Origin of the sequence: Microbacterium terrisoli, from assembly GCF_030866805.1 — a bacterium.
Lineage (GTDB): Bacteria > Actinomycetota > Actinomycetes > Actinomycetales > Microbacteriaceae > Microbacterium > Microbacterium terrisoli.
The window spans coordinates 2,554,467-2,579,222 of the sequence record NZ_CP133019.1; the positions used below are offsets into that span (position 1 = coordinate 2,554,467).

A 24,756-nucleotide genomic window follows, 5' to 3' on the forward strand; every position below is an offset into this window, starting at 1 on the left:
CACCCTGAGAAAACCCCACAGGGGAAGGTCTGGCATACTGAGCATGCGCCCGATGAAGGGCGTGCGGGCCGCAAGGTCCGCTCCCACTCACTACGGATCGTCCGGCACGTACCTGCCGGTGAAGGAGAAGAACCGATGGCGTCCGTCACTTTCGACAACGCAACCCGCCTCTACCCGGGCGGCACCCGTCCCGCAGTCGACAAGATCAGCCTCGAGGTCGCCGACGGCGAATTCCTCGTTCTGGTCGGCCCGTCCGGCTGCGGAAAGTCCACCACGCTGCGCATGCTCGCCGGCCTCGAAGAGGTCAACGAGGGCCGCATCCTCATCGGCGACCGTGACGTCACCGACGTTCCGCCCAAGGACCGCGACATCGCGATGGTGTTCCAGAACTACGCGCTGTACCCGCACATGACGGTCGCCGAGAACATGGGCTTCGCCCTGAAGATCGCCGGCGTGAAGAAGGAAGAGCGCGCCGCTCGCGTGCTCGAAGCCGCGAAGCTGCTCGACCTCGAGGAGTACCTCAGCCGCAAGCCCAAGGCCCTGTCGGGTGGTCAGCGTCAGCGCGTCGCCATGGGCCGCGCGATCGTGCGTCAGCCGCAGGTGTTCCTCATGGACGAGCCGCTGTCGAACCTCGACGCGAAGCTGCGTGTGCAGACCCGCACCCAGATCGCGTCGCTGCAGCGCCGCCTGGGCGTCACCACCGTCTACGTGACCCACGACCAGACCGAGGCCCTGACCATGGGCGACCGCATCGCGGTGCTCAAGGACGGCGTCCTGCAGCAGGTCGGCACGCCGCGCGACCTGTACGAGCAGCCGAACAACGTGTTCGTGGCGGGCTTCATCGGTTCGCCCGCCATGAACCTGTTCCCCGCCCAGGTCGCCGACGGCGGAGTCCACTTCGGCACGACGGTCGTCCCGGTCGAGGCATCGACCCTCGCGAAGGTCAACGGACAGATCGTGACCATCGGCGTGCGGCCCGAAGACATCCAGGTCGCCTCCGCGGGCAGCCAGGGCCTGTCGGTGACCGTCGACCTGGTCGAAGAGCTCGGCGCGGACGGCTACCTGTACGGCCACTCCGAGATCGACGGCAAGCGCACCGACATCGTCGCCCGCGTCGACGGCCGCCAGCACCCGAACGCCGGTGACACCGTCGTGCTCACGCCCATCCACGACCACGTGCACGTGTTCGACATCGAGAACGGCGAGCGTCTGACCGAGAAGGCGATCGCTTCGGCGTAAGCATTTCCACACGCGATGGCGCGGGTCCGGTCAGCCGACCCGCGCCATCGTCGTCGGTGCCGGCGGGCCCGCGAGCGGGCGGGCTCAGAGGGAGGATGCCATGGGTGACGCGCTGACGATCACTGCGAGTGCGATCGACCCGGCGCTGCTGGCGCTGCCGTGGGCGACACCGCTGGGCGACTGGCCGAGCCGTGACATCGTGTACTTGCCCAAGGGCATCTCGCGGCATCTGGTGCGCTTCGCGAACCTGTCGGGGCGCGTGGTCGCCGTGAAAGAGACCACCGACGTCATGGCGCGCCGCGAGTACGACATGCTGGGCAACCTCGCCCGCTTGGACGTGCCGTGCGTCGAACGCGTCGCCGTCATCGGCGGTCGGGCCGATGCCGCCGGTCATTCTCTGCCGGCGGCACTGATCACCGCCCATCTGAAGTTCTCGCTGCCGTACCGAGCTCTGTTCACCCAGGTGCTGCGGCCCGACACCGCCGGACGTCTGGTCGACGCACTGGCGGTGCTGTTGGTGCGGCTGCACAATGTCGGCTTCTTCTGGGGTGACGTGTCGCTGTCCAACGCGCTGTTCCGTCGCGATGCGGGCGCATTCGCCGCGTACCTGGTCGATGCCGAGACCGGCGAGCTGCACGAGGGCGGGCTGACACCCGGGCAGCGCGAGCATGACCTCGAGATCGCCCATACGAACATCGCCGGCGAGATCTTGGACCTCGAAGCGGGCGGACGCCTGGAGGGCGGTATGGATGCCGTCAGCGTGGCCGATGGCATCATCTCGTCGTATCGGTCGTTGTGGGCGACGCTGACCGATGCCGAGACCTTCTCCGCACGCGAGGCGTGGCGCATCACCGAGCGCGTGCAGCAGCTGAACGACCTCGGCTTCGACATCGATGAGATGTCGATCCAGGCCACGCCCGACGGCGCGCGCGTCTCGATCCAGCCGAAGGTGGTGGATGCCGGTCACCACCAGCGGCGCCTCTTGCGGCTGACCGGCCTGGACGTCGAAGAGAACCAGGCCCGGCGCCTGCTGAACGACCTGGACGAGTATCGAGCACGCACAGGCCGCGGCGACGAGGACGAGGAGATGCTCGCCCATGAGTGGCTCACCCGCGTGTTCGAGCCCATCATTCGGGCGATTCCGTTCGAGCTGCGCAGCAAGCTCGAGCCCGCCGAGGTGTTCCACCAGGTGCTCGAGCACCGCTGGTACATGTCGCAGGCCCGCGGCGAGTCGATCCCGCTGGCCGAAGTGCTCTCCAGCTACATCGACGACGTCCTGCGCCACCGGCGCGACGAGGCCACGTTCATGGGCCCGACCACGACGACGCTGACCATGCCGATCCCGCAGGTGTCGGCATCCTCACCCGATGATCCGGACGACGAGGCTGTGGACTGGCGCGACCTGGTCTGAGCGCGGCCGCTCCCGGCCCATCCGCGCGCCGCCGGCAGGCGGCGAAGCCGCGCCTCCTCAGTAGCCGACGGTGAAGCGACCGCGTCGGTGGCGCGGGTTCTCGACCTCGTCGACGACGGCGATCGCGAAGTCGGCGCCTGAGATGTATGACTTTCCCTCGGCATCCTTGACGACGACCTCGCCGCCGCTGCGGTAGCTGCCGGTGCGCTCACCGGGCACCCATGCGCCGAAGTCCATCGGCGGGTGCACGAAGAACCAGTCGAGCCCGTCAGGCGATGCCTGCAGCAGGTCGAGCGAGTCGATGCCGACCTTCGCCTCGTGGGCGTACTCCTCGGGGACTCCGAGGTCATACAGTCGCGGGCCGCCGGGTGCCGACAGGCTGCCCATCGCGCCGCCCACGACGCCCAGACGCGTCTTGGTGCCGGCAAGCCGTGCGACGAGCTTGTCGAGCGCCCCGACGACCTCGTCGGTCATGTCGCCGCGCGGGGCGATCGCCGAGACGACGATGTCCGCGCCGTCGAGAGCGTCGGCGATGCCGTCCAGGTCGAGGATCGAACCCTGCACGTATGTCACTCCGTCACGGGGCGCTTCGGGCGCCGTCCGCGCCACCGACACCACATCATGTCCGCGTGAGACGGCCTCCGCGACGATGCTGCCCCCGGCGTAGCCGGTGCCTCCGATGACGACGATGCGTGCCATTGTGTTCCTTCTCTCCGCGCCGCGGGTGCGGCATCCAACAGTGCAACCGTTCAGCGCACGGCCCGTATTCCAGCCCGCGCGCCGAGCATCACTGCGCCGATGCTGCCCGCATGGTCGAGATCTGGTACAGCGCGACCGACGTGGCGATCCCCGCGTTCAGCGACTCGGTGGCCTGCGAGATCGGAATCGAGACGATCTGGTCGCAGGTCTCGGTGACCAGACGCGACAGGCCTTTGCCCTCCGAGCCGCACACGACGACGACAGGGCGATCGGCGAGCTCGAGCGACGGCAGCGACACGTCGCCGTCACCGTCCAGGCCCAGCACGAACACGCCCTGCTTCTTGAACTCCTTCAGCGTCGACGTCAGGTTCGGCGCGAGCGCCACCGGCACGCGGGCGGCGGCCCCGGCGCTCGTCTTCCAGGCAGCGGAGTTCACTCCCGCCGACCGACGCTGCGGCACGATCACTCCCTGCCCCCCGAACGCCGCGGTCGAGCGGATGATCGCGCCGAGGTTGCGCGGGTCGGTGACGCCGTCCAGGGCCACCAGCAGCGGCGTTCCCCCGTCGGCGAAGATCTCCTCGAGCAGGTCCTGCGGGTGCGCGTACTCGTACGGCGGCACCTTCAGCGCGACGCCCTGGTGCACGCCGTCGAACCCGGCCATGCGGTCCAGTTCGGGACGGGTGACCTCGAGCACCGGGATCTCGCGGTGCGTCGCGATGGAGAGCATCTCTTTGACGCGGTCGTCCATCTCCACGCGCTGTGCAATGTACAGCGCGATGGCGGGGATGCGGGTGCGCAGCGCCTCGAGCACGGAATTGCGGCCGGTTACCGTCTCGGTGTCGTCGTTCTGCTTCGAACGCCCCTGCCGGTTCACGTTCGTCTGCTTCGGCTTCGGCCTGCCGCCGGCGGCCGTGTAGCGTTCGGCGGCGGCTTTGCGCTTTCCGGCGACGTGCCAGCTGCGGTCTTCGGCCTTGGGCGTGGGACCTTTGCCCTCCAGTGCCTTGCGTCCGTGTCCGCCGGTGCCCTTCTGCGGGCCCTTCTTCTTGCTGTTGCCTCTGCTGGGGCCACCCGGCTTAGCCATTCTGCACGCTCCAATGGGTCCCGTCGGGACCGTCTTCGAGGGCGATGCCGGCCGCCGCGATCGCGTCGCGGATGCGGTCGGCTGCCGCCCAGTCCTTGTCTGCACGCGCGGTGGCGCGCTGGTCGATCATGGTCCGCACGAGGGCATCGAGGGCGGATGTCTCGGCCCCGCCGCCGCCGTTGGGCAGCCACCGCGGGTCGAGGGGATTGATCCCGAGGACCTGGGTCATGAGGATCACCTGATCGAACGCCGCACCCGCAGCATCCTGATCCCCCGCGTCCAACGCCGCATTGCCCGCGCGCACCGTGTCGTGCAGCACGGCGAGCGCCTGCGGCACGCCGAGATCGTCGTCCATGGCGGATTCGAACGCGGCCGGTGGCTTCGGCCCGTAGACGAACCAGCCCTTCTCGCCACGGGTGCGCTGCACCCGCTGCAGGAACGTGCGGATGCGCTCGAGCGCGGCTTCGGCCTCGTCGAGAGCCTTGTCGGACACGTCCAGGCTCGACCGGTAGTGGGCGGCGGCGAGCGCGTAGCGCACGACGAGCGGGTCGCGCGCGGCGAGCAGGTCGTCGGCCAGCACGAAGTTGCCGAGCGACTTCGACATCTTCTGCCCGTCGACGGTGACCAGGCCGTTGTGCACCCAGTACCGGGCGAATCCGTGGCCGGCCGCGGCCGACTGGGCGAGCTCGTTCTCGTGGTGGGGAAAGCGCAGGTCGAGCCCGCCGCCGTGGATGTCGAAATCACGGCCGAGGTACCGCTCCGCCATCGCCGAGCACTCGATGTGCCACCCCGGCCGTCCCACACCCCAGGGCGACTCCCAGACGGCCGACGACGGCTCGTCGGGCTTGGCGCCCTTCCACAGCGCGAAGTCGTGGGGGTCCCGCTTGCCGCGCGGGTCGGCGTCGGCCGCGGCCTCCATCGCGTCCAGGCGCTGGTGGGTCAGTTCCCCGTATTCGGGCCACGACCGCACATCGAAGTACACGTCGCCCGACCCGTCGGGAGCAGGATAGGCGTGTCCGCGCTCGATGAGCCGTCCGATCAGCTCGATCATCTGCGGCACGTGCCCGGTGGCGCGCGGCTCGTATGTGGGCGGGCGAATGCCGATCGTGGCGTACGCGTCGGAGAAGGCCCGCTCCATGCGATATGCGAGCGCCCACCACGGCTCCTGCTCGGTCGCGTTGACGAGCACCTTGTCGTCGATGTCGGTGACATTGCGCACGAGCGTCACGCGTGCGAAACGGTGCTCGAGCCACCGCGCGAGGATGTCGAAGCTCAGCGCCCCGCGCAGATGCCCGATGTGCGGCCCGGACTGCACGGTCGGTCCGCACACGTAGACGGTGACGTTCGCAGGATCGAGCGGCACGAAGTCGCGCACGGCTTGGGCGCGGGTGTCGAAGAGGCGCAGAGTCACCCGTCAAGCGTACCGGCGCGCACGCGTGGCCCGAGGATCCGCGTCAAGACAGCGCGAGCGGGACCGCGGAATCCACGTGCAGCAGTTTGAAGGGGTTGCGCACGTAATACAGACCGGTGACGCGGGATGCTTCGACCCGGGCGGTCAGGATGCCGTCGACTTCGCCCGCCACGCTCACCTCGAGCGCCGGCTGTCCGTTCACGACGGTGGCCCGCGCGGTCGGTTCGCCGTCGCGGTAGGCGACACCCGCGAGCCACCGCACGACATTGTCGGCGCCGACGATGGGATGCACCGACGCCCGCCGGATGCCGCCGCCGTCGGTGAGCAGGACCACGTCGGGGTCGAGCACGCCCACCAGCGACTCGATGTCGCCGGTGTCGATCGCGCGGTGGAACGACGCCATGATCGCGCGCGCCTCGGCCGCCGGCACCTCCTCGCGCGGGCGCCGCTCGGCGACGTGGGCGCGCGCGCGGTGCGCGACCTGACGCACCGCGGCCGGCTTCTTGTCGAGGATCTCGGCGAGTTCACCGAAGCCGACATCGAACACCTCGTGCAGGATGAACACGACCCGCTCGGTCGGCGAGAGCGTCTCGAGCACGACCATCATCGCCATCGACACGCTCTCGGCGAGCTCCGCGTGATCGGCGACGTCGGCTGTCGTGCGCAGCGGCTCGGGCAGCCAGGTGCCGACGTAGGTCTCTTTGCGCCGGCCGAGTGTGCGCAGCCGCGTGAGCGCGAGCCGCGAGGCGATCCGCACCAGGTAGGCCCGGCGGTCGCGCACCTGAGCGAGATCCACCTCGGACCACCGCAGCCAGGTCTCCTGCAGCACGTCCTCGGCATCGGCGGCCGAGCCGAGCATCTCGTACACGATCGTGAACAGCAGATTGCGGTGCGCGACGAAGGCGCGGGTCGCGGGGTCCGTGGTGGATGCGGTCATCGCTACTCCTATCGCACCGTCGCGATCGCGTCGGTGCTCGTGCGCCCGATGCGCTGGCGGCGGGTGCGGTCCGCGGTCGACCAGCGGGTCGAGCCGGGCCGGCGCGCCTCGCGCACGAGCGTCGTGACGGTGCCGCGGCAGATGGTCTCTTTGATTCTCGCGCCGGCCCAGCCGGTGGCCCGCAACGCACTGGCCGTGTCGTCGGCATGGGCGTACTGGAACACGCCGTCGCGCCGCCCGAGGCTCACGCACTGGGCCACGAAGCCCGGCGTCACCGGGGCCGGCGCCTCGCCGTGCACATGGGCCAGCACGGCCTCGGCGGCGTTCGCACCCAACGGCCCGGCGAGCTGGCAGCTCATCCGGCGGGGCGTGTCCGAGGCGACCATGGCGTCGCCGGCCGCCACGATCCGTTCGTCGTCGATGCTCGTGAGGGTCTCGTCGGTGCGCAGACGCCCCGCGGCATCGGTCGACAGCCCGCTGCGCGCCGCCAGCCGGGGAGCAGCGAACCCGACCGCCCAGACGACGACTTCGCCGGCCACCGTCCGCCCGTCGCGCAGCCGCACGCCGGCCGCGGTGACTTCGGTCACGCGTGCGTCGGCGCCGTCCCACACCGCCACGCCCATCTTCTGCAGGCGCCGCGCGATCGCACGGCGGGTTCGCGGGTGCAGGCTGGGTGCCAGCACACCGCCCGTGATCAGGCGCACGGCGCGCCCGGCCTCGGCCAGCTCCGCGGCGGTCTCGATGCCGCTGGACCCTCCGCCCACGACCACGACCCGTGCCTCGGGTGCATGCCGCAAGGCCTCGCGCAGGCGATCGGCCTGATCGAGGCTCGAGATCGCCAATGCGAACTCGGCCGCGCCCGGAACATCGGGCGCGCGGGTGCTGCTGCCGACGGCGTAGACCAGATGGTCGTAGTGCAGTTCGGTGCCGTCCTCGAGCACGACGCGGCGTCCGGGCGCATCGATCCGTTCGGCGCTGCCCACCACCAGACGCACGCCGGGCGCCAGCACGTCGCGGAAGTCCACGACCGCCTCGCCGGTGCCCGCCGCCCGCTGGTGCAGCCGGATCCGCTCCACGAAGACCGGGCGCGGATTGACCAGGGTCACGGCGACCCGGTCCTCTCGTGTCAGACGGTCGGCCGCCATGACCCCCGCATATCCGCCGCCGATCACGACGACATCCACTCGCTTGTCCACGGTGCCTCCTCAGCTCCTGTGCACATACGACGCCGCGCGGGCGTCTGGTGTGACAGGGCTACCGGAGAGAGGGCCGATGAGAGACCGGGCCGTGAGAGACAGCGCCTGAGAGACAGGGCCGATCAGGCGGGGACCACCAGAGCCACCGCGTACGCCGCGACGCCCTCCACACGCCCCGTGAAGCCGAGGCCGTCGGTCGTGGTGGCAGAGATCGTCACCGGCGCTCCCCCGAGCGCGGCCGACAGGGCCGCCTCGGCTTCGGCGCGGCGCGGCGCGAACCGCGGACGCTGCGCCTGCAGCTGCACGGCGACGTTGCCGACCGTGAAACCGGCGTCGCGCACGAGTTCATGGGTGCGCTGCAGGAACACGTCGGCGTGCGCACCCGCGTATTCGGGGTGCGTGGTGCCGAAATGCGTTCCGATGTCGCCGAGGCCGGATGCCGACAGCAAAGCGTCCACTATCGCATGGGCGGCGGCATCCCCGTCGGAATGCCCGACCAGACCCGGTTCACCCGGCCAGCGCAGGCCAGCCAACCACAGCTCGCCGTCACCGCCGAAGCGGTGCACGTCGGTTCCCACCCCGACGCGGGGCAGCGCGTCGCGGTTCAGGACGCGAGGACCTCATCGAGCAGACCGCTGGCCTGCTCCTCATCGGTCTTCTCGGCCAGAGCCAGCTCGGAGATCAGAATCTGCCGGGCCTTGGCCAGCATGCGCTTCTCGCCTGCCGACAGACCACGGTCCTGGTCGCGGCGCCACAGGTCACGCACGACCTCGCTCACCTTGATGACATCGCCCGATGCAAGCTTCTCGAGGTTCGCCTTGTACCGGCGCGACCAGTTCGTCGGCTCTTCGGTGAAGGGCGCACGCAGCACCTCGAACACGCGCTCCAGGCCCTCTTTGCCGATGACGTCGCGAACTCCGACCAGGTCGATGTTGTCTGCGGGCACCTCGATGACGAGGTCGCCTTGGGTGACGCGTAGCTTGAGATAGACCTTTTCTTCGCCCTTGATGACTCGGGTCTTGACTTCGGAGATCGTGGCCGCACCATGGTGCGGATAAACGACCGTTTCGCCAACCTCAAAAAGCATGCAGTTATATCCTTTCGGCAACCTCAAGGATACCACAGCCGGTATGTACTAAGGTTCGCCAAGCATGGCCGGCGCCGACGCCTGTCGCGCGAAGCGCGCCCGTGCACCGTAGAATGCAAAGGCACATCGTCTGCCCGTGGGAGGAACCGTGAAATCGCGCCTGTTCGCGTCCGTTGCCGTCAGCGTCGCCGTGATGCTCGGAGCCTCCGGCTGCGCCATGATCTCGCCGCAGGGAACGACCATTCCGTACTCGCCCGGTGACGGCATCAATGTCTCCGATGTGCAGGGTGCGCCGCTCGAGGTGCGCAACGCCCTGGTGGTGGCCACCCCCGACGGCGCTGTCGGCAACCTCATCGCCGGCGTCGTCAACATGACCTCCGAGGACCACACGCTGACCATCCAGGTCGGCGAGGGCAGCGCGAAGACCACCCTGCAGCTGCAGGTGCCGGCGAACTCGGTCTCAAGCCTCGGCGAGAACGTCGACCCGCTGCGCATCGACGATCTGGGCGTCAAGCCCGGCGCGACGGTGAAGATCTACTTCCAGTCCGGCAGCGTCAACGGGGCCATCGCCAACGTGCCGGTGCTCGGCGGCAACGACGAGTACCTGCGCAGCTACGTGCCCGAACCGACGCTGGCCCCCCAGATCTGATCTCGGCCTGATCGCCGTCCGGTCCCGATCGGTCCCCCGGCGGTCAGCCCTCGAAGCGGTAGCCGAGACCGCGGATGGTCACGAGCATCACCGGGTCCTTCGGGTGCATCTCGATGCGTGAGCGGATGCGCTTGATGTGGACGTCGAGGGTCTTGGTGTCGCCGAAGTAGTCGCTGCCCCAGACCCGGTCGATCAGCTGACCGCGGGTGAGGACGCGTCCCTCATTGCGCATCAGCACCTCGAGCAGTTCGAATTCCTTCAGCGGCATGCTGATCTCATCGCCGTCCACGGTCACGGTGTGTCGGTCGATGTCCAGCCTGACCCGCCCGCCGCTGAGGATCCGTTCGTCGAGGTCCTCATCAGCGGCCGCACTGCGTCGCAGAACCGCCCGTATGCGCGCGAGCAGCTCGCGGGTCGAGTAGGGCTTGGTGACGTAGTCGTCGGCACCGAGCTCGAGCCCCACGACGATGTCGACCTCGCTGTCTTTGGCCGTCAGCATGATCACGGGCACCGCACTGGTGGTGCGGATCTGCCGGCACACCTCCGTGCCGGGCATGCCGGGCAGCATGAGGTCCAGCAGGACGATGTCTGCCCCGGCCGCGTGGAACTTCTCCAGCGCGGTCGGTCCGTCTTCGGCGATGTCGACGTCGAACCCTTCACGACGCAGCAGGTACGCCAGCGGGTCGGCGAGGTCCGGCTCGTCCTCGACGATCAAGACACGGGTCATGCGGTGGTGTCCTTCCGTGCAGTCTTCTTCTTGCTCTTCTTCTTGGTCTTGCGGTCCTCAGCCTCGTCGTGGTCGGGACCGGGCACGGCCAGCGGGAGTCGGATCGTGAAGGTCGACCCCTGGCCGGGGCGCGACCACAGCCGTACCTCGCCGCCGTGACGTTGCACGGCGTGCTTGACGATCGCCAAGCCCAAGCCCGTGCCGCCGGTGCGGCGCGAGCGCGCCTGATCGGCGCGGTAGAAGCGTTCGAAGACACGCTCCTGATCGGCCTCGGCGATCCCGATGCCCTGATCGGCCACCGAGATCTCCACCACCCCGTCCTGGCTCTTGACCCCCAGGCCCACGTGCGACCCGCGTGGAGAGTAGGCCACCGCGTTGGCGACGAGGTTGTCGACGGCCTCACCGAGCGCCTGCGGGTCGCCGTGCACGTGCACACCGCGCTCTCCCCCGCGCCGCAGCTCGACGCCGGCGGCATCGGCCGACGTCGAGTGCGCCTCGATGGCGGCGACGATCAGCTCGTCCACGGCGATGTCGCGCATCGTGGCGGGCTCCTCGGACTGCAGGCGCGACAGGCTCATGATGCGGGTCGTGAGCGTGCCCAGGCGCACGGCTTCGGCGTGCAGCCGCTGTGCGAAGGCGCGCACCTGCGCGGGATCGTCGGCAGCCGACTCGACGGCTTCGGCGAGCAGCACCACCGCCCCCACGGGCGTCTTCAGCTCGTGGCTCGTGTTGGCCACGAAATCGCGGCGCATCTGCTCGACGCGCTCCTGCTCGGTCACGTCGCGCAGCACCATGAGGATGAGCCGGGACGTGATCGCCCGCACCCGCACCGAGACTGCGCGCTGATCGGACGGGCGCCGCTGCAGCCGCATCGTCACCGGTGCCGTCGCTGTGCCCGCGCGCGCCGCCCGGGCGAGCAGCGCGAGCTCTTCTGTGGGCAGAGTCCTCCCCTCGGCGAGCCCATATGCGCCGGCGGGAATGGATGCCGCGACCACGGTGCCCGACGGATCCACGATCACCGCCGGGTCATCCAGTCCGGCCAGCACGTCGCGCGCGCCGTCGGGCACGTCGTTCGACGCGTGCACCATCGCAAGATCCCGCGCCCGGTACGCCGCGCCCACCACGAGTGCGACCGATCCGCCCAGAAGCACTCCGATGAGCAGCGCGAGCAGCGCCAGCTGCGGAGTGTCCATGCACCCAGCGTAGGGCGCGCGCGCCGCCCGCCCCGGACGAAATCCACCGCGACCGTCGTCTCGGCGCGCAGAGTTCACCCGGGCGGCACCATCCGTTAACCTTCGATGGCGAAGATCGCCTGGTCGCCGGCGCTCTCTCGCCCGACCTGAGTCATCCCGATCCGAAGAAACGGTGCCATCGCATGCGCGAAGTGTTCCATCAGTCTCTGGAAGAAGTCCAGACACGCCTGGTCGAGATCTCCGACCTCGTCGCCGTCGCCATCGAGAAGGCCACCACCGCGTTCGGCACGAGCGATGTCACGCTGGCCGAAGAGGTGATCGACGCCGACAGCATCATCGATGACAAGGCCGTCGCGCTCGACGAGCTGGCCATCGAGATCCTGGCCCGCCAGCAGCCGGTCGCCCGCGACCTGCGCATCGTCGTGATGAGCCTGCGCGTGAGCGCATCTCTTGAACGCATGGGCGATATCGCCGAGCACATCGCGCAGCTGACGCGCATGCGCTTTCCGGAACGGGCGATCCCGAAGGGTCTGAAGTCCACGTTCACGAAGATGGGCGCCCTCGATGTCGAGATGGCGCAGGCGCTGACCGAACTGCTGCGCACCGAAGACCTGCAGCTGGCAGAGCAGATCCGCAACGCGGACGATGCGATCGACGATCTGCACGTCGCGGTGTTCGAGAAGGTGCTCAGCGACGGCTGGAAGGGCGAGGCCGGCGCCACCGTCGATGCGACGCTGGCCAGCCGCTACCACGAACGGTTCGCCGACCACGCCGTGTCGGTCGCCGGCAAGGTGCTCTACCTCGCGACCGGCGACTGGGCGGCCGACGTCGACGACGTCGAGTGATAGCGCCGCGGCGCTACTTGCCCTGGTTGGCCACGGCTGCAGCCCCCGCGGCGGCGGCGGCCGGGTCGAGATACTCCCCCGGACCCAGCGGAGCGAGGTTCTCACCCAGGCGGTACACGAGCGGGATGCCGGTGGGGATGTTCAGCGCCGCGATGTCGTCGTCGCTGATGCCGTCCAGGTGCTTGACCAGGGCACGCAGCGAGTTGCCGTGCGCGGTGACCAGCACGGTCTTGCCGGCCTGAAGGTCGGGCACGATCGCCCCGTGCCAGTACGGCAGCAGCCGGTCGATCACGAGCTTGAGCGACTCCGTGCGGGGGATCTGACCGTCGATGCCGACGTAGCGGGGGTCGTGCGCCTGGCTGTACGGGTCGTCGTCGGCCAGCTCGGGCGGCGGCACGTCGAACGAGCGGCGCCAGAGCATGAACTGCTCCTCGCCGAACTCGGCGAGGGTCTGCGCCTTGTCTTTGCCCTGCAGAGCGCCGTAGTGGCGCTCGTTCAGCCGCCACGAGCGCGTGACGGGAATCCACAGCCGGTCGGCGGCATCCAGAGCGATGTTCGCGGTCTGGATCGCGCGGCTGAGCACGGACGTGTGCACGATGTCGGGCAGCAGTCCCGCCTCGGTCAGCAGCTCGCCGCCGCGCTGGGCTTCGGCCTTGCCCTGGTCGGTCAGGCGCACATCGACCCAGCCGGTGAACTGGTTGGACTTGTTCCACTCGCTCTGGCCATGGCGCAGCAGGATCAGCGTGTACGGGGCGGTCATGCATGCCAGTTTACCGAGATGGGATGATGGACCCCGTGCATGTGTCTGTGGTCGGTCGCCCCACCCGCGGCACCACCGGCACGAACCGCCTGCGGCGCGTCGATCGCTGGATCGCCCGCAGTGCGGTGCTGCGCCGCGCCGTCGACCCACTCGTGGTCGACCTCGGCTACGGTGCGAGCGGCGTGACCGCCTTCGAGCTCGAAGCGCGGCTGCGACGCACGCGGCCCGACGTCGAGGTGCGAGGTCTCGAGCTCGATCCGTCGCGCGTCGCGCGGGCGCGCGAACAGCTGGTCGAAGTGCAGGCGGGGCGCACCACGTTCTCCCCCGACACCCGCGTCACGTTCGGGCGCGGCGGATTCGAGGTGCCGATGGCAGGCGGTCGCCGCCCGGCCGTCATCCGCGCATTCAACGTGCTGCGCCAGTACGACGAGCAGGACGTGCGGGATGCCTGGACCCGCATGGCCACGCGGCTGGCCGACGACGGACGTGTCGTGGAAGGCACGTGCGACGAGCTGGGCCGCATCTGCACGTGGGTCGCGTTCGGCTCCGACGCCGTGCCGATCTCGCTGACCGTCTCGCTCAGAGTGAAAGGGCTCGAGCATCCCTCGATCGCCGCGGAGCGGCTGCCCAAGGCCCTGATCCACCGCAATGTGCCCGGCGAGCGCGTGCACGCGTTCTTCGTGGCGCTCGACCGCGCGTGGGACCATGCGGCCCCCGTCGCCGCGTTCGGCCCCCACCAGCGCTGGCGCGCGGCGATGCAGGGCATGGTCGACACCGGCTGGCCGCTGCGGCAGCGCTCGCGCTGGCGCCTGGGCGAGGTCACCGTCCCGTGGGACGCCGTGGCACCGCTCGGCTGACGCGCAGGCGGTCAGCGACCCGGCTGCCCTCGGCGATTCACGATTCGGCGGTGCGGCGGCGTCCGAGCCTCGGCAGACGCGGGACGGATGCCACAGATCCGGCCTCGGGCGGCACGATGACCTCTTGCGCAGCGGCGACCGGGCCGTGAGCGGTGTCGACAACGAGTTCGACCTCGAGCGGCGTGCTGCGGCGCACGAGCGCCAAGGCGATCGGCCCCTGCTCGTAGTGCATCACTGCGGCCACGATCGTGCCGACCTCCTTCTCGCCGTCGCGCACGACATCGCCACGCACAGGCAGGGCGGAGTCGCTGCCGTCCAACTGCAGGGCCACGATCCGCCGCGGCGGATGGCCGAGGTTGTGCACCTTGGCGACGGTCTCCTGGCCGCGGTAGCACCCCTTGTCCAGGTGCACGGCGCTGCGCAGCCAGTCCGCCTCGTGCGGCAGCAGGCGGTCATCGGCGTCGGAGATGCGCGGGCGCCAGGCGGCCACGCGCAGCGCCTCCACGGCGAGCACACCCCCCAGTCGCAGAGAACCGGATGCCACGGCCCGGGCAAGACGCTCGGCCTCACCGGCGTCGATCAGAGCTTCGGCCCAGTCGCGTTCGCTGCCCGGGTGCGGGTCTGCGGTGCTGTACGCCCAGCCTCCGACCGTGACGCCGGGCCAGGGGTCGTGCCAGACCAGCGGCACGCCGCCGGGCGCGGCGGCGTGCACGGCCTGCAGCGCGCCGCTCGTGCCGCCCACGACGCCGTATTCGTCGCCGGCATCGCGCGGGGCGACGCGCAGCCGGAAGCGCATCTTGACCAGGAAGTCCAGCAGTCCCGCAGCATCCGTTCTGTCGACGATGAGCCATGCGGTCGCACCATCGTCGACGATGGATGCCGCGTGCTCGACTCGTCCGGAGGGATCAAGGATGAGCAGCTCGGCGCTCTCGCCGGGCGCGAGTACGCTCACCCGCTGCGTGGAGAACGACTCGAGCCAGGTCAGCCGATCCTCGCCGGGCACGGCCAGCACCGTCCGGTCGCCGAGCGGGGCGATCGCCTTGCCCAGCGCCAGTGCGCGCTGCTCGGACAGCGGATTGCCGGTGTGCTCCAGCACACCCTCGGCGACGATCGCAGCCGGGGCTGCGTGCGCGAGCGAGGCGAAACCGTCACCGATGCCGGCCATCACTGCCATCACTGCACCTTGGCCAGGCGCGCCGAGGCGTGCGCGGCCCGCTCGGTGCCCAGTGCGGCGATGTCCCACGCCCAGAGCAGGTGGCCTTCGACCAGGCCGTACATGCGCGACGCCGCCTGGTAGGGCTTGGCCGTCGCGGGACGCACGACGGCATCGGTCTCGATGTCGATGCGCGGCCCGCGGATCTGACCCAGGTACAGCTCGCTCATGCCGTCGGCGTGCACGAGGGCGACTTCGATGTCGAACCCTCCTGCGTCATTGCGCAGCAGTTCGACCTCGTCGGCGGTGCGAGCCGGCGCACTCGTACGGGCCGGCAGCAGACCCGGACCGGGGTCGGCGTCGGTCTGAGGCCTCGCGAGGCGCCAATAGCCGAGCTCAGCCACCAGCGCCGTGCGGTCATCGCCCTCGCCCATCCAGGCGTCGGCGGAGTAGTTCAGATACGGCCCGCCGTCGTGGCTGAAGCTCACGCGGTGCCCGAACTCACCCGAATAATGGTGGTCGGCCGTGGCGTAGTCGATGACGCCTGTGCCCTCCCACACCCCGATCAGCCACGACAGCGGTGCGAGCTCGGCGGGCAGATCGGTCGGGATCTCGATCACGTCGAGTCCGTCAGCGCTGGCCGCGGTACAGGTTCTTGATCACCACGACCGAGACGAACAGGATCGCCAGCGAGGCGAGGCCGAGCAGGCCCACGAAGAACAGTTCCAGCGCCATCAGGTCCATAACGACCACTCTAGACCGCTACGCGGCGTTGATCGCGATCAGGCCGAACACACCGCCGATGACGCCGAGGATCACGAAGGAGCCGAGCATCGACGAAGCGACGCGCTCGATGAAGCCCTCCGGTCGCGCAATGCCCAACTGCACGGCGAAGGAGAGGATGAGGCATCCCCCCAGCGCCAGCGACAGCCACCCCGCGCGCTGCCCGATCGGAGCGAACAGCCCGACGACAAGACCCATGAGCACCGCGGCGACCCACACGATCACCACACCCGTCCACCTCGCCCGCCCGGACAGCTCAGTGCTCGACATGTCGTCATTCTCGCACGCAGGCGGCCGCAGCCTCCAGAATCCGTCCGTTGTCATCACAGCGGCGACCCGATGTCATCACACCGGCGGCCCGCCTAAACTGAACTGTCGGCGTCCGGCTCCTGCCACGACGCCGGGGAGGGCCTCGTGGCGCAGCTTCTCGTTCTCAGTTCGGCAGACGATCCAGCTCTGCCCTCCCTCGAGTTGCTCGCGCACCGCATCCAGACGATCCCGGCCGACCCGGCCCATCTGGTCTCCGCCGGCCCCGCCGATGCCATCCTGCTCGACGCGCGCACCGACCTCGTCGCCGCCAAGTCGCTGTGCCGGATCCTGACGGCGACCGGGTTGGACGCGCCTCTGCTGGTCGTGGTGACTGAGGGCGGCATGGCCGCCCTCAGCGACGAATGGGGCATCGACGACGTCGTTCTGACCACGGCCGGTCCCGCCGAAGTGGACGCGCGCATCCGCCTTGCCGTGGCCCGCGACCAGCGCGAGCACGACACGCCCGTGCGGGTCCAGGCATCCGGTCTGACCATCGACGAGGCCTCCTATTCGGCGAAGCTGCACGGCCGGCCGTTGGATCTGACCTACAAGGAGTTCCAGCTCCTGCATTTCCTGGCCATGCACCCCTCGCGCGTGTTCACCCGAGAGCAGCTGCTGAGCGAGGTGTGGGGCTACGACTATTTCGGCGGCACGCGCACCGTCGACGTGCACGTGCGGCGACTGCGGGCCAAGCTCGGTGAATTCGAGCAGCTGATCGGCACCGTGCGCAACGTCGGATACCGCTTCATCCTGGCCGACGACGCCGCGGACGACGCCGACGCCACGCATCCCGCCCCCGCCTGAGCGCGACGTCGTGTTACCCCGTCGATGCACCGCCCTGCAATGATGAAGAGATGATCGAACACGAGGTGCTGGACACCGGTCTGGACGACGGCGAGGACGACGACTTCGAGCTGAACGAGGTCTTCGACTCCGAGCTGCCCGAAGGACGGTACCTGGATCGCGAGCTGAGCTGGCTCGCCTTCAACCAGCGCGTCCTCGAGCTCGCCGAGGACCCCGGGCTGCCGGTCCTGGAGCGCGCGAACTTCCTCGCGATCTTCGCGAGCAACCTCGACGAGTTCTTCATGGTGCGCGTCGCGGGCCTGCGCCGCCGCATCCTCACGGGCCTGGCGGTGCCCACCAACGTCGGCCGAGCGCCGCAGGAGGTACTCGCTGACATCTCCGGCGAGGCGCACCGTCTGCAGCTGCGGCACGCGCACGTGTGGACTGCGGAGGTCAAGCCCGCTCTGGCCGACGCCGGCATCGACTTCCTCGGCTGGGACGATGTGAGCGAGGAGGAACGGGCCGACCTGTACCGGTACTTCCAGGAGCAGGTGTTCCCGGTGCTCACCCCGCTGGCGGTCGACCCCGCACACCCCTTCCCTTACATTTCGGGCCTCTCGCTAAACCTCGCGATCCGCATCCGCAACGCCCGCACCGGCCGGCAGGAGTTCGCACGCATCAAGGTGCCGCCGATGCTGCCGCGGTTCGTGCGCGTCGGCGCCGAGTCCGACCGCTTCCGGTTCCTGCCGCTGGAAGACCTGATCGCCAACAACCTCGCCGATCTGTTCCCGGGAATGGAGATCCTCGACCATCACACGTTCCGGCTGACCCGGAACGAAGACGTCGAGGTCGAAGAGGATGAGACCGAGAACCTCATCCAGGCACTGGAGGCCGAGCTGCTGCGGCGCCGCTTCGGGCCGCCGATCCGTCTGGAGGTCACCGACGACATGGACGAGCTGACGCTCGACCTGCTCATCGACGAACTCGACATCACCGAGCAGCAGGTGCATCGCCTGCCCGGCCCGCTTGATCTGCGCGGCCTGTTCGACCTCGGCCGCATCGATCGTCCCGACCTGCGCTACCCGCTGCATGTGCCGGTCACGGCGCTGGCGTTCCAGCCGGCCGAGCAGAACGGGCGCGCAGACCTGTTCGCCGCGATCCGCAAGGGCGACGTGCTCGTGCACCACCCGTACGAGCCGTTCGCCACCAGCGTGCAGGCGTTCTTGGAGCAGGCGGCGAAGGATCCGCACGTGCTGGCCATCAAGCAGACGCTGTATCGCACATCGGGCGACAGCCCCATTGTGCAGGCGCTGATCGACGCGGCAGAAGCCGGCAAGCAGGTGCTGGCCCTGGTCGAAGTCAAGGCGCGGTTCGACGAATCCAACAACATCGCCTGGGCGCGCAAGCTCGAGAAGGCGGGAGTGCACGTGGTCTACGGCCTGGTGGGGCTGAAGACGCACGCGAAGCTGGCCCTGGTGATCCGTGAAGAAGATGGCACGCTGCGCAGCTACGCGCACATCGGCACCGGCAACTACAACCCCAAGACGAGCCGCATCTACGAGGACTTCGGTCTGTTCACGATCAACGAGCAGGTCGGCCGCGACCTCATCCGTCTGTTCAACGAGCTGTCCGGCTACGCGATCGAGAAGAAGTTCAAGCGTCTGCTGGTGGCCCCGCGCCACCTGCGCAAGGGGCTGCTGCGACTCATCGATCGCGAGCGCCGCAACGCCCTGGACGGCAAGCCCGCGCGCATCCGCATCAAGGTGAATTCGATGGTCGACGAGCAGATCATCGACGCGCTGTACCGGGCGAGCCAGGCCGGCGTGCCGGTGGAGATCTGGGTGCGCGGCATCTGCAGTCTCAAGCCGGGCGTCGCGGGCATGAGCGAGATGATCACGGTGCGCAGCATCCTCGGCCGCTACCTCGAGCACTCGCGCATCTTCTCGTTCGCCTCGGGCGGCGATCCGCAGGTGTTCATCGGCAGCGCCGACATGATGCACCGCAACCTGGACCGCCGCATCGAAGCGCTCGTTCGGGTGGACGCCCCGGCACACATCAAGGCGCTCGAGGACCTGTTCACCCTGGCCATGAGCGACGGGACCAGCTCGTGGCATCTGCAGGGCGACGGTGAGTGGATGCGCCACAGCGTGAGCGATTCGGGCAAACGCCTCGTGGACCTGCAGGATCGCACGATGACCATCGTGACACGTCGCCGGCGGGCCCGGGTGGTGCGATGAGCGAGACGGCCGTCTACGCCGCCGGCGGCGTCGTCTGGCGCCTGGTCGACGGACGCGTGAACATCCTGGTGATCCACCGCACCGCCTACGCCGACGTCACCCTTCCCAAGGGCAAGGTGGACCCGGGCGAGACGCTCGCCGAGACGGCCGTGCGCGAGATCTTCGAAGAGACCGGCATCCACGTGCACCTGGGCGTGCCGGTGGGCGTCTCCCGGTACACGCTGCCCAGCAAGCGCACGAAGATCGTGCACTACTGGGCGGCCCACGCGACCGACGATGCGATCCGTGCATCGCAGTTCGTGCCGAACAAAGAGATCGCCGCGATCGAGTGGCTGACGCCGAAGAAGGCGCGATCGCGCATGAGCTATCCGGTGGATGTCGAGATCCTGGACAATTTCACCCGCCTGATCGACGACGGCGTGCTGCACACGTTTCCGATCGTCGTGCTGCGTCACGCGAAGGCCGTGGCGCGCGAGGACTGGAGCGGCGAGGACGCCCTGCGCCCGCTGACCACCCGTGGCACCAAACAGGCCAAAGCCGCCGCGGGACCGCTGAGCGCGTTCGGCGTGCGCAAGATCGTGAGCTCGGACGCGGTTCGATGCGTGACCACCGTGATGCCGCTGGCGGCCGCTCTCGGACACAAGATCCGCCGGACGCCCGAGATCAGCCAGGACGCGTGGGAAGAGGGAACCGCCGACGTGCGGGCCGTCATCGGCCACCGGGTGCGGGCGCGCAAACCCGCCGTCGTGTGCAGCCACGGGCCCGTCCTGCCCGACATCCTCCGCGAACTGGCACTGGCCACCGGCACGCTGCACGGCTCATATCTGGACGAGGCCGCCGCGCTTCCGGTCGGCGCGTTCTCAGTCGCCCATGTGTCAGCCGACAACCCCGGCTCGGGCATCATCGCCATCGAGACGCACGAGCCGAAGGTCTGACGCCCGCCACAGCTGCGGCATCCTTCACCTCTCCACCCGCTGCGCCGTTCACCTTCCGTTCACCCGCACAGCGCACTCTGGTCACCAACGCGATCTACGGTGCATGCCGAGCCCGCTCCCGCGAGCCGACGTCCCCGACACGTGAAGGATCCACACAGTGAAGCTCACCCGCATCGCCCCTCTGGGCGTCATGGCCCTCGCCGGTGCCCTCGCCCTGGCCGGCTGCGCCGCGAACGAAGCAGGCGCGACCGACACATCGACATCCAACGGAACCGCCACCGGCTCGGCGCTGAAGGGCACGCTCAACGGCATCGGCTCCTCGGCGCAGGGCACCGCCCAGCAGGTCTGGATCGCCGGCATCCAGACGGCCAACCCCGACCTGACCGTGAACTACGACCCGCAGGGCTCGGGCGCGGGACGCAAGTCCTTCATCTCGGGCGCGGCCGACTTCGCCGGCTCCGACGCTGCGCTGAAGGACGCAGAGCTCGCCGGAACCTTCGCGCTGTGCGCACCCGGCACCAAGGCCATCGACCTGCCCGTCTACATCTCGCCGATCGCGATCGCCTACAACGTCGCCGGGGTCACAGATCTGAAGCTGGATGCTCCGACCATCGCCGGGATCTTCTCGGGCAAGATCACCAGATGGAACGACCCGAAGATCGCGGCCCTGAACAGCGGCGCGTCGCTGCCGGACGCCGCGATCGTCGTCGTGCACCGCTCGGATGACTCGGGCACCACGCAGAACTTCACCGAGTACCTGGCCGCGAACGCGAAGGACGTCTGGACCGCTCCCGCGTCTCAGACCTATCCGTTCCCGGTCGGTGACGCGGCCAAGGGCACGTCGGGCGTCGCCGAGGCCACCAAGAACGCGAAGAACTCGATCACCTACATCGACGAGTCGGGCGCGGCGGGCCTGTCGATCGCCGAGCTGAAGGTCGGCGACACCTTCACGAAGATCTCGGCCGAAGGCGCCGCCAAGGTCGTCGCCGATTCACCTCAGGTGTCCGGCCGCGAGGCGAACGACCTTGCGATCGCCATCGACCACACCGACACGCAGGCCGGCGCGTGGCCGCTCGTGCTGGTCTCGTACGTGATCGCATGCCAGCAGTACCAAGATGCCGCCACGGCCTCTCTGGTCAGCAACTACGTGCAGTACGTCGCCGGCGACGCCGCACAGCAGGCCGCCGCACAGCAGGCGGGCTCCGCTCCGCTGTCGAGCGAACTGTCAACGAAGGTGATCGCCGCCGCTCAGTCGATCAAGTGAGGTCCGTGCCGGTCCGGCCGCATCACCGGCGCGGCCGGACCCGCATCGCCTGGCCCGAAGCCTCCACCCGGACCTCCACCCGAACGGAAGAAGAAAGAGCAGGATGACCGCTCCCACCGCAGCTCCGCCCGAGCGCGTCTCGGCCGTCCGGCCCGCCCGGCCCGGCGCGAAGGTCCGCGTCGGGGACCGCGTGTTCTCCACCACGACGATCGTCGCGGGCTCCCTGATCCTGGCCATCCTCGCCGCCGTCGCGATCTTCCTCGTCATCCAGAGCATCCCCGCGCTGGTGGCCGGCCCCGGCGAACTGCCCAACGACTCCACCAACTTCTGGCAGTACGTGTGGCCGCTGACCTTCGGCACGGTCTGGGCTGCGTTCCTGGCGATGCTGATGGCCACTCCGCTCTCGATCGGCATCGCGCTGTTCATCACGCACTATGCACCGCGCCGGGTCTCGCAGACGCTCGGCTACATCATCGATCTGCTCGCCGCGATCCCCTCGGTCGTTTTCGGCCTGTGGGGCATCGTGACCATCGCCCCGTTCGTCCAACCCTTCTACCAGTGGCTCGGTGCGAACGTGGGCTGGTTCCCGCTGTTCGCCCCGCCGGTCTCGGGCACCGGTCGCACGATCCTCACCGCCGCGGTCGTGCTGGCCGTGATGGTGATCCCGATCATGACCGCCATCTGCCGCGAGGTGTTTCTGCAGACGCCGCGGCTGCACGAAGAGGCGGCCCTCGCCCTGGGCGCCACCCGCTGGGAGATGATCCGGATGTCGGTGCTGCCGTTCGCACGCAGCGGCATCATCTCGTCGATCATGCTGGGACTGGGGCGAGCGCTGGGTGAGACCTTCGCGATCGCGATGGTGCTCTCGCCCGCCTTCATCGTCAAGTTCGCGGTGCTGCAGGCGCAGAACCCGAACACGATCGCCGCGAACATCGCACTGCAGTTCCCCGAAGCCACCGGAGTCGCCGTGAACGCCCTCGTCGCCTCGGGTCTGGTCCTGTTCGCGGTGACTCTGCTGGTCAACGTGCTCGCACGATGGATCATCAGCCGCCGCGCCGCATTCTCGGGAGCCAACTGATGTCCACCGCAACAGCCACGCGCGCCGCGAGCCCCGGCATCCGGTCTCACAACACCCTCACCTCGGGCCGTCTGCCCCGCGGCACCGCCTGGATGGTGCTGGCCGGAGCGTGGGTGCTCAGCGCCGCATTCTTCGGCCTGCTGACGGCCGCACACATCACCGCCGGTTTCAACATCGTCGGGACCATCTTCTTCGGCACGGTCCTGTTCGACATCGTGCTGTACGTGATCGCCCGGATCGTCGAGGGTGCGCGGCGCGCCAAGGACCGCCTCCTCACGTCACTGGTCTCCACGGCGTTCATCATCGCGCTGCTGCCGCTGATCTCGCTGGTGTGGACGGTGCTGACCAACGGCCTGGCGCGCCTGGACATAGCGTTCTTCACCGAATCGATGCGCAATGTCATCGGCGACGGCGGCGGCGCACTGCACGCGATCATGGGCACGCTGCTGATCACGCTCATGGCCGGACTGATCTCCGTGCCGATCGGCCTGCTCACCTCGATCTATCTCGTCGAGTACGGTCGCGGTGCACTCGCCCGGTCCATCACGTTCCTGGTCGACGTGATGACCGGCATCCCCTCGATCGTCGCCGGCCTGTTCACCTTCGCACTGTTCTCGCTGCTGCTCGGCCCCGCCGTGCGCAACGGCTTCATGGGGGCAGTCGCACTGTCGGTGCTGATGATCCCGGTGGTCGTACGCTCGAGCGAAGAGATCCTGCGCCTCGTGCCCAACGAACTGCGCGAGGCCTCGTATGCGCTGGGCGTGCCCAAGTGGCTGACGATCCTGCGCATCGTGCTGCCGACGTCGCTGGCGGGGATCGTCACCGGCATCATGCTCGCGATCGCACGCGTCATCGGCGAGACCGCACCGCTGCTGCTGGTGACCGGGTTCACATTCAGCATGAACTACAACCTGTTCGCCGACCGGATGATGACGCTGCCGGTGTTCGTGTACACGCAGTACATGCAGGCGGCAGGAGTGAGCGCCCCCGCCTCGATCGACCGCGCGTGGACGGCGGCACTGACGCTGATCATCATCGTGATGGCCCTGAACCTCATCGGGCGCCTCATCGCAAAGATCTTCGCGCCCACGCGCAGCTTCTAGAATCGACTCCGAAGGAAACGAATTGTCCAAGAGCATCGACGTCACCGACCTCAACGTCTACTACGGCGACTTCCGCGCCGTAGAGGGCGTCTCGTTGCACATCGAGCCGCGCAGCGTCACCGCGTTCATCGGCCCGTCCGGCTGCGGCAAGTCCACATTCCTGCGGACGCTGAACCGCATGCACGAGGTCATCCCCGGCGCGCGCGTCGAAGGCCGCGTGCTGCTGGACGGCGACGACCTCTACGCCCCGGGCGTGGACCCGGTGGCCGTGCGCCGCAACGTCGGCATGGTCTTCCAGCGTCCGAACCCGTTCCCCACGATGTCGATCAAGGAGAACGTGCTGGCGGGCGTACGCCTGAACAACAGGCGCATCTCGAAGCAGGATGCCGATGACCTGACGGAACGGTCGCTGCGCGGCGCGAACCTCTGGAACGAGGTCAAGGACCGGCTCGACAAGCCCGGCTCGGGGCTCTCAGGCGGCCAGCAGCAGCGTCTGTGCATCGCCCGCGCGATCGCCGTGGAACCCGAGGTGCTGCTGATGGACGAGCCGTGCTCGGCCCTCGATCCGATCTCGACATATGCGATCGAAGAGCTGATCGCCAAGCTGAAGACCGAGTACACGATCGTGATCGTCACGCACAACATGCAGCAGGCGTCGCGGGTGAGCGAGCGCACCGCGTTCTTCAACATCGCCGGCACCGGCGAGCCCGGCAAGCTGATCGAGTACAACGACACCGCGACGCTGTTCACCACCCCGAGCGAGCAGGCCACCGAGGACTACGTCTCCGGCCGCTTCGGGTGAGTCCGGCCCGGCCGATCCGTCGGCCCCCACCCACCGACCGGCCCACCCATCGACCGGCCCACGGCACGTCGGTCCCGCCCTCCCTCCACCCATCGACCGGCACACGAGCGGGGATCGTCACCGACACGCCGCGGTCGCGGCATCCCACCCCGGCGTGTCGCGAAAATCCCCGCTCGTGTGCACGGGCCCGCTGTCGCCGCCTCCTGCACAGGCGATG

General features: G+C 69.0%; 24 protein-coding genes and 1 pseudogene. 12 read left to right on the top strand and 13 right to left on the bottom strand.

Translation table 11 applies throughout. From position 1 onward, the window contains the following. The first annotated feature begins 135 nt into the window (after positions 1-135). Both QU603_RS11490 and QU603_RS11495 read left to right on the top strand, forming a co-directional pair. Positions 136-1,239, top strand: a complete 1,104-nt coding sequence (locus QU603_RS11490; protein WP_308491524.1) for an ABC transporter ATP-binding protein — start codon at positions 136-138, stop codon at positions 1,237-1,239. A gap of 100 nt (positions 1,240-1,339) precedes the next feature. Then, complete coding sequence (locus QU603_RS11495) at positions 1,340-2,650, top strand: DUF4032 domain-containing protein (protein WP_308491525.1); 1,311 nt, start codon at positions 1,340-1,342, stop codon at positions 2,648-2,650. Positions 2,651-2,707: 57 nt separating this feature from the next. Here the strand turns inward: QU603_RS11495 and QU603_RS11500 are convergent, their stop codons facing one another. The 7 genes and pseudogenes from QU603_RS11500 to QU603_RS11530 form a co-directional block, all read right to left on the bottom strand. Further along, positions 2,708-3,349, bottom strand: coding sequence for an NAD(P)-dependent oxidoreductase (locus QU603_RS11500; RefSeq protein ID WP_308491526.1), 642 nt, complete (start codon positions 3,347-3,349; stop codon positions 2,708-2,710). An 88-nt stretch (positions 3,350-3,437) separates the two neighbouring features. Next, positions 3,438-4,430, bottom strand: a complete 993-nt coding sequence (gene rlmB, locus QU603_RS11505) for a 23S rRNA (guanosine(2251)-2'-O)-methyltransferase RlmB (protein WP_308491527.1) — start codon at positions 4,428-4,430, stop codon at positions 3,438-3,440. Then, on the bottom strand, positions 4,423-5,841 hold the full coding sequence (cysS, locus tag QU603_RS11510) for a cysteine--tRNA ligase (RefSeq protein ID WP_308491528.1): 1,419 nt from the start codon (positions 5,839-5,841) through the stop codon (positions 4,423-4,425). The genes rlmB and cysS overlap by 8 nt, the downstream gene beginning before the upstream one ends. 43 nt (positions 5,842-5,884) lie before the next feature. Beyond that, on the bottom strand, positions 5,885-6,778 hold the full coding sequence (locus tag QU603_RS11515) for an RNA polymerase sigma-70 factor (protein ID WP_308491529.1): 894 nt from the start codon (positions 6,776-6,778) through the stop codon (positions 5,885-5,887). 8 nt (positions 6,779-6,786) lie between these two features. After that, on the bottom strand, positions 6,787-7,974 hold the full coding sequence (locus QU603_RS11520) for an NAD(P)/FAD-dependent oxidoreductase (protein WP_308491530.1): 1,188 nt from the start codon (positions 7,972-7,974) through the stop codon (positions 6,787-6,789). Positions 7,975-8,096: 122 nt separating this feature from the next. After that, positions 8,097-8,570, bottom strand: a pseudogene (gene ispF, locus QU603_RS11525) (2-C-methyl-D-erythritol 2,4-cyclodiphosphate synthase); the annotation flags it as partial. An 8-nt stretch (positions 8,571-8,578) separates the two neighbouring features. After that, a complete protein-coding gene (locus QU603_RS11530) occupies positions 8,579-9,061 on the bottom strand; it encodes a CarD family transcriptional regulator (RefSeq protein WP_308491531.1) in 483 nt (160 codons plus the stop codon). Between the two features lie 136 nt (positions 9,062-9,197). On the opposite strand from QU603_RS11530, the gene QU603_RS11535 reads away from it, so the two are divergent. Continuing rightward, positions 9,198-9,710, top strand: coding sequence for a DNA modification methylase (locus QU603_RS11535; RefSeq protein ID WP_308491532.1), 513 nt, complete (start codon positions 9,198-9,200; stop codon positions 9,708-9,710). 43 nt (positions 9,711-9,753) lie between these two features. Here QU603_RS11535 and QU603_RS11540 read toward each other — a convergent pair whose 3' ends face one another. Both QU603_RS11540 and QU603_RS11545 read right to left on the bottom strand, forming a co-directional pair. Beyond that, on the bottom strand, positions 9,754-10,437 hold the full coding sequence (locus QU603_RS11540) for a response regulator (protein WP_308491533.1): 684 nt from the start codon (positions 10,435-10,437) through the stop codon (positions 9,754-9,756). After that, positions 10,434-11,630: a sensor histidine kinase gene (locus QU603_RS11545; RefSeq protein ID WP_308491534.1), complete on the bottom strand. Its 1,197-nt coding sequence runs from the start codon at positions 11,628-11,630 to the stop codon at positions 10,434-10,436. Before QU603_RS11545 ends, QU603_RS11540 begins: the two co-directional genes overlap by 4 nt. 182 nt (positions 11,631-11,812) lie before the next feature. On the opposite strand from QU603_RS11545, the gene phoU reads away from it, so the two are divergent. Beyond that, on the top strand, positions 11,813-12,475 hold the full coding sequence (gene phoU / locus QU603_RS11550) for a phosphate signaling complex protein PhoU (RefSeq protein WP_308491535.1): 663 nt from the start codon (positions 11,813-11,815) through the stop codon (positions 12,473-12,475). Between the two features lie 13 nt (positions 12,476-12,488). Here phoU and QU603_RS11555 read toward each other — a convergent pair whose 3' ends face one another. Continuing rightward, positions 12,489-13,235, bottom strand: a complete 747-nt coding sequence (locus QU603_RS11555) for a phosphoglyceromutase (protein ID WP_308491536.1) — start codon at positions 13,233-13,235, stop codon at positions 12,489-12,491. Positions 13,236-13,261: 26 nt separating this feature from the next. Between QU603_RS11555 and QU603_RS11560 the strand changes: the two genes are divergently transcribed. After that, on the top strand, positions 13,262-14,092 hold the full coding sequence (locus QU603_RS11560; RefSeq protein ID WP_308491537.1) for a class I SAM-dependent methyltransferase: 831 nt from the start codon (positions 13,262-13,264) through the stop codon (positions 14,090-14,092). Positions 14,093-14,129: 37 nt separating this feature from the next. Here QU603_RS11560 and ygfZ read toward each other — a convergent pair whose 3' ends face one another. The 3 genes from ygfZ to QU603_RS11575 all read right to left on the bottom strand — a co-directional run bounded on the left by ygfZ (position 14,130) and on the right by QU603_RS11575 (position 16,298). Further along, on the bottom strand, positions 14,130-15,257 hold the full coding sequence (gene ygfZ / locus QU603_RS11565; protein ID WP_370655355.1) for a CAF17-like 4Fe-4S cluster assembly/insertion protein YgfZ: 1,128 nt from the start codon (positions 15,255-15,257) through the stop codon (positions 14,130-14,132). A gap of 8 nt (positions 15,258-15,265) precedes the next feature. Further along, complete coding sequence (locus QU603_RS11570) at positions 15,266-15,865, bottom strand: nitrobindin family protein (RefSeq protein ID WP_308491539.1); 600 nt, start codon at positions 15,863-15,865, stop codon at positions 15,266-15,268. Between the two features lie 142 nt (positions 15,866-16,007). Further along, the gene (locus QU603_RS11575; protein ID WP_308491540.1) at positions 16,008-16,298 is read right to left on the bottom strand and encodes a hypothetical protein; all 291 of its coding nucleotides are present in this window, start codon (positions 16,296-16,298) and stop codon (positions 16,008-16,010) included. A gap of 144 nt (positions 16,299-16,442) precedes the next feature. On the opposite strand from QU603_RS11575, the gene QU603_RS11580 reads away from it, so the two are divergent. The 7 genes from QU603_RS11580 (at position 16,443) to pstB (ending at position 24,539) form a co-directional block, all read left to right on the top strand. Continuing rightward, positions 16,443-17,141, top strand: a complete 699-nt coding sequence (locus QU603_RS11580) for a response regulator transcription factor (protein WP_308491541.1) — start codon at positions 16,443-16,445, stop codon at positions 17,139-17,141. Positions 17,142-17,191: 50 nt separating this feature from the next. Continuing rightward, a complete protein-coding gene (locus QU603_RS11585; RefSeq protein ID WP_308491542.1) occupies positions 17,192-19,357 on the top strand; it encodes an RNA degradosome polyphosphate kinase in 2,166 nt (721 codons plus the stop codon). Next, positions 19,354-20,292 carry an NUDIX hydrolase gene (locus QU603_RS11590; protein WP_308491543.1) on the top strand — a complete coding sequence of 313 codons (939 nt, stop codon included), beginning with the start codon at positions 19,354-19,356 and terminating at the stop codon, positions 20,290-20,292. Before QU603_RS11585 ends, QU603_RS11590 begins: the two co-directional genes overlap by 4 nt. A 157-nt stretch (positions 20,293-20,449) precedes the next feature. Beyond that, entirely contained in the window at positions 20,450-21,556 is a 1,107-nt protein-coding gene (pstS, locus tag QU603_RS11595) for a phosphate ABC transporter substrate-binding protein PstS (protein WP_308491544.1), read from the top strand. Between the two features lie 103 nt (positions 21,557-21,659). Continuing rightward, entirely contained in the window at positions 21,660-22,634 is a 975-nt protein-coding gene (pstC, locus tag QU603_RS11600) for a phosphate ABC transporter permease subunit PstC (RefSeq protein WP_308491545.1), read from the top strand. Beyond that, entirely contained in the window at positions 22,634-23,737 is a 1,104-nt protein-coding gene (pstA, locus tag QU603_RS11605) for a phosphate ABC transporter permease PstA (RefSeq protein WP_308491546.1), read from the top strand. Before pstC ends, pstA begins: the two co-directional genes overlap by 1 nt. A gap of 22 nt (positions 23,738-23,759) precedes the next feature. Further along, positions 23,760-24,539, top strand: coding sequence for a phosphate ABC transporter ATP-binding protein PstB (gene pstB / locus QU603_RS11610; RefSeq protein WP_308491547.1), 780 nt, complete (start codon positions 23,760-23,762; stop codon positions 24,537-24,539). The last annotated feature ends 217 nt before the right edge of the window (positions 24,540-24,756 follow it).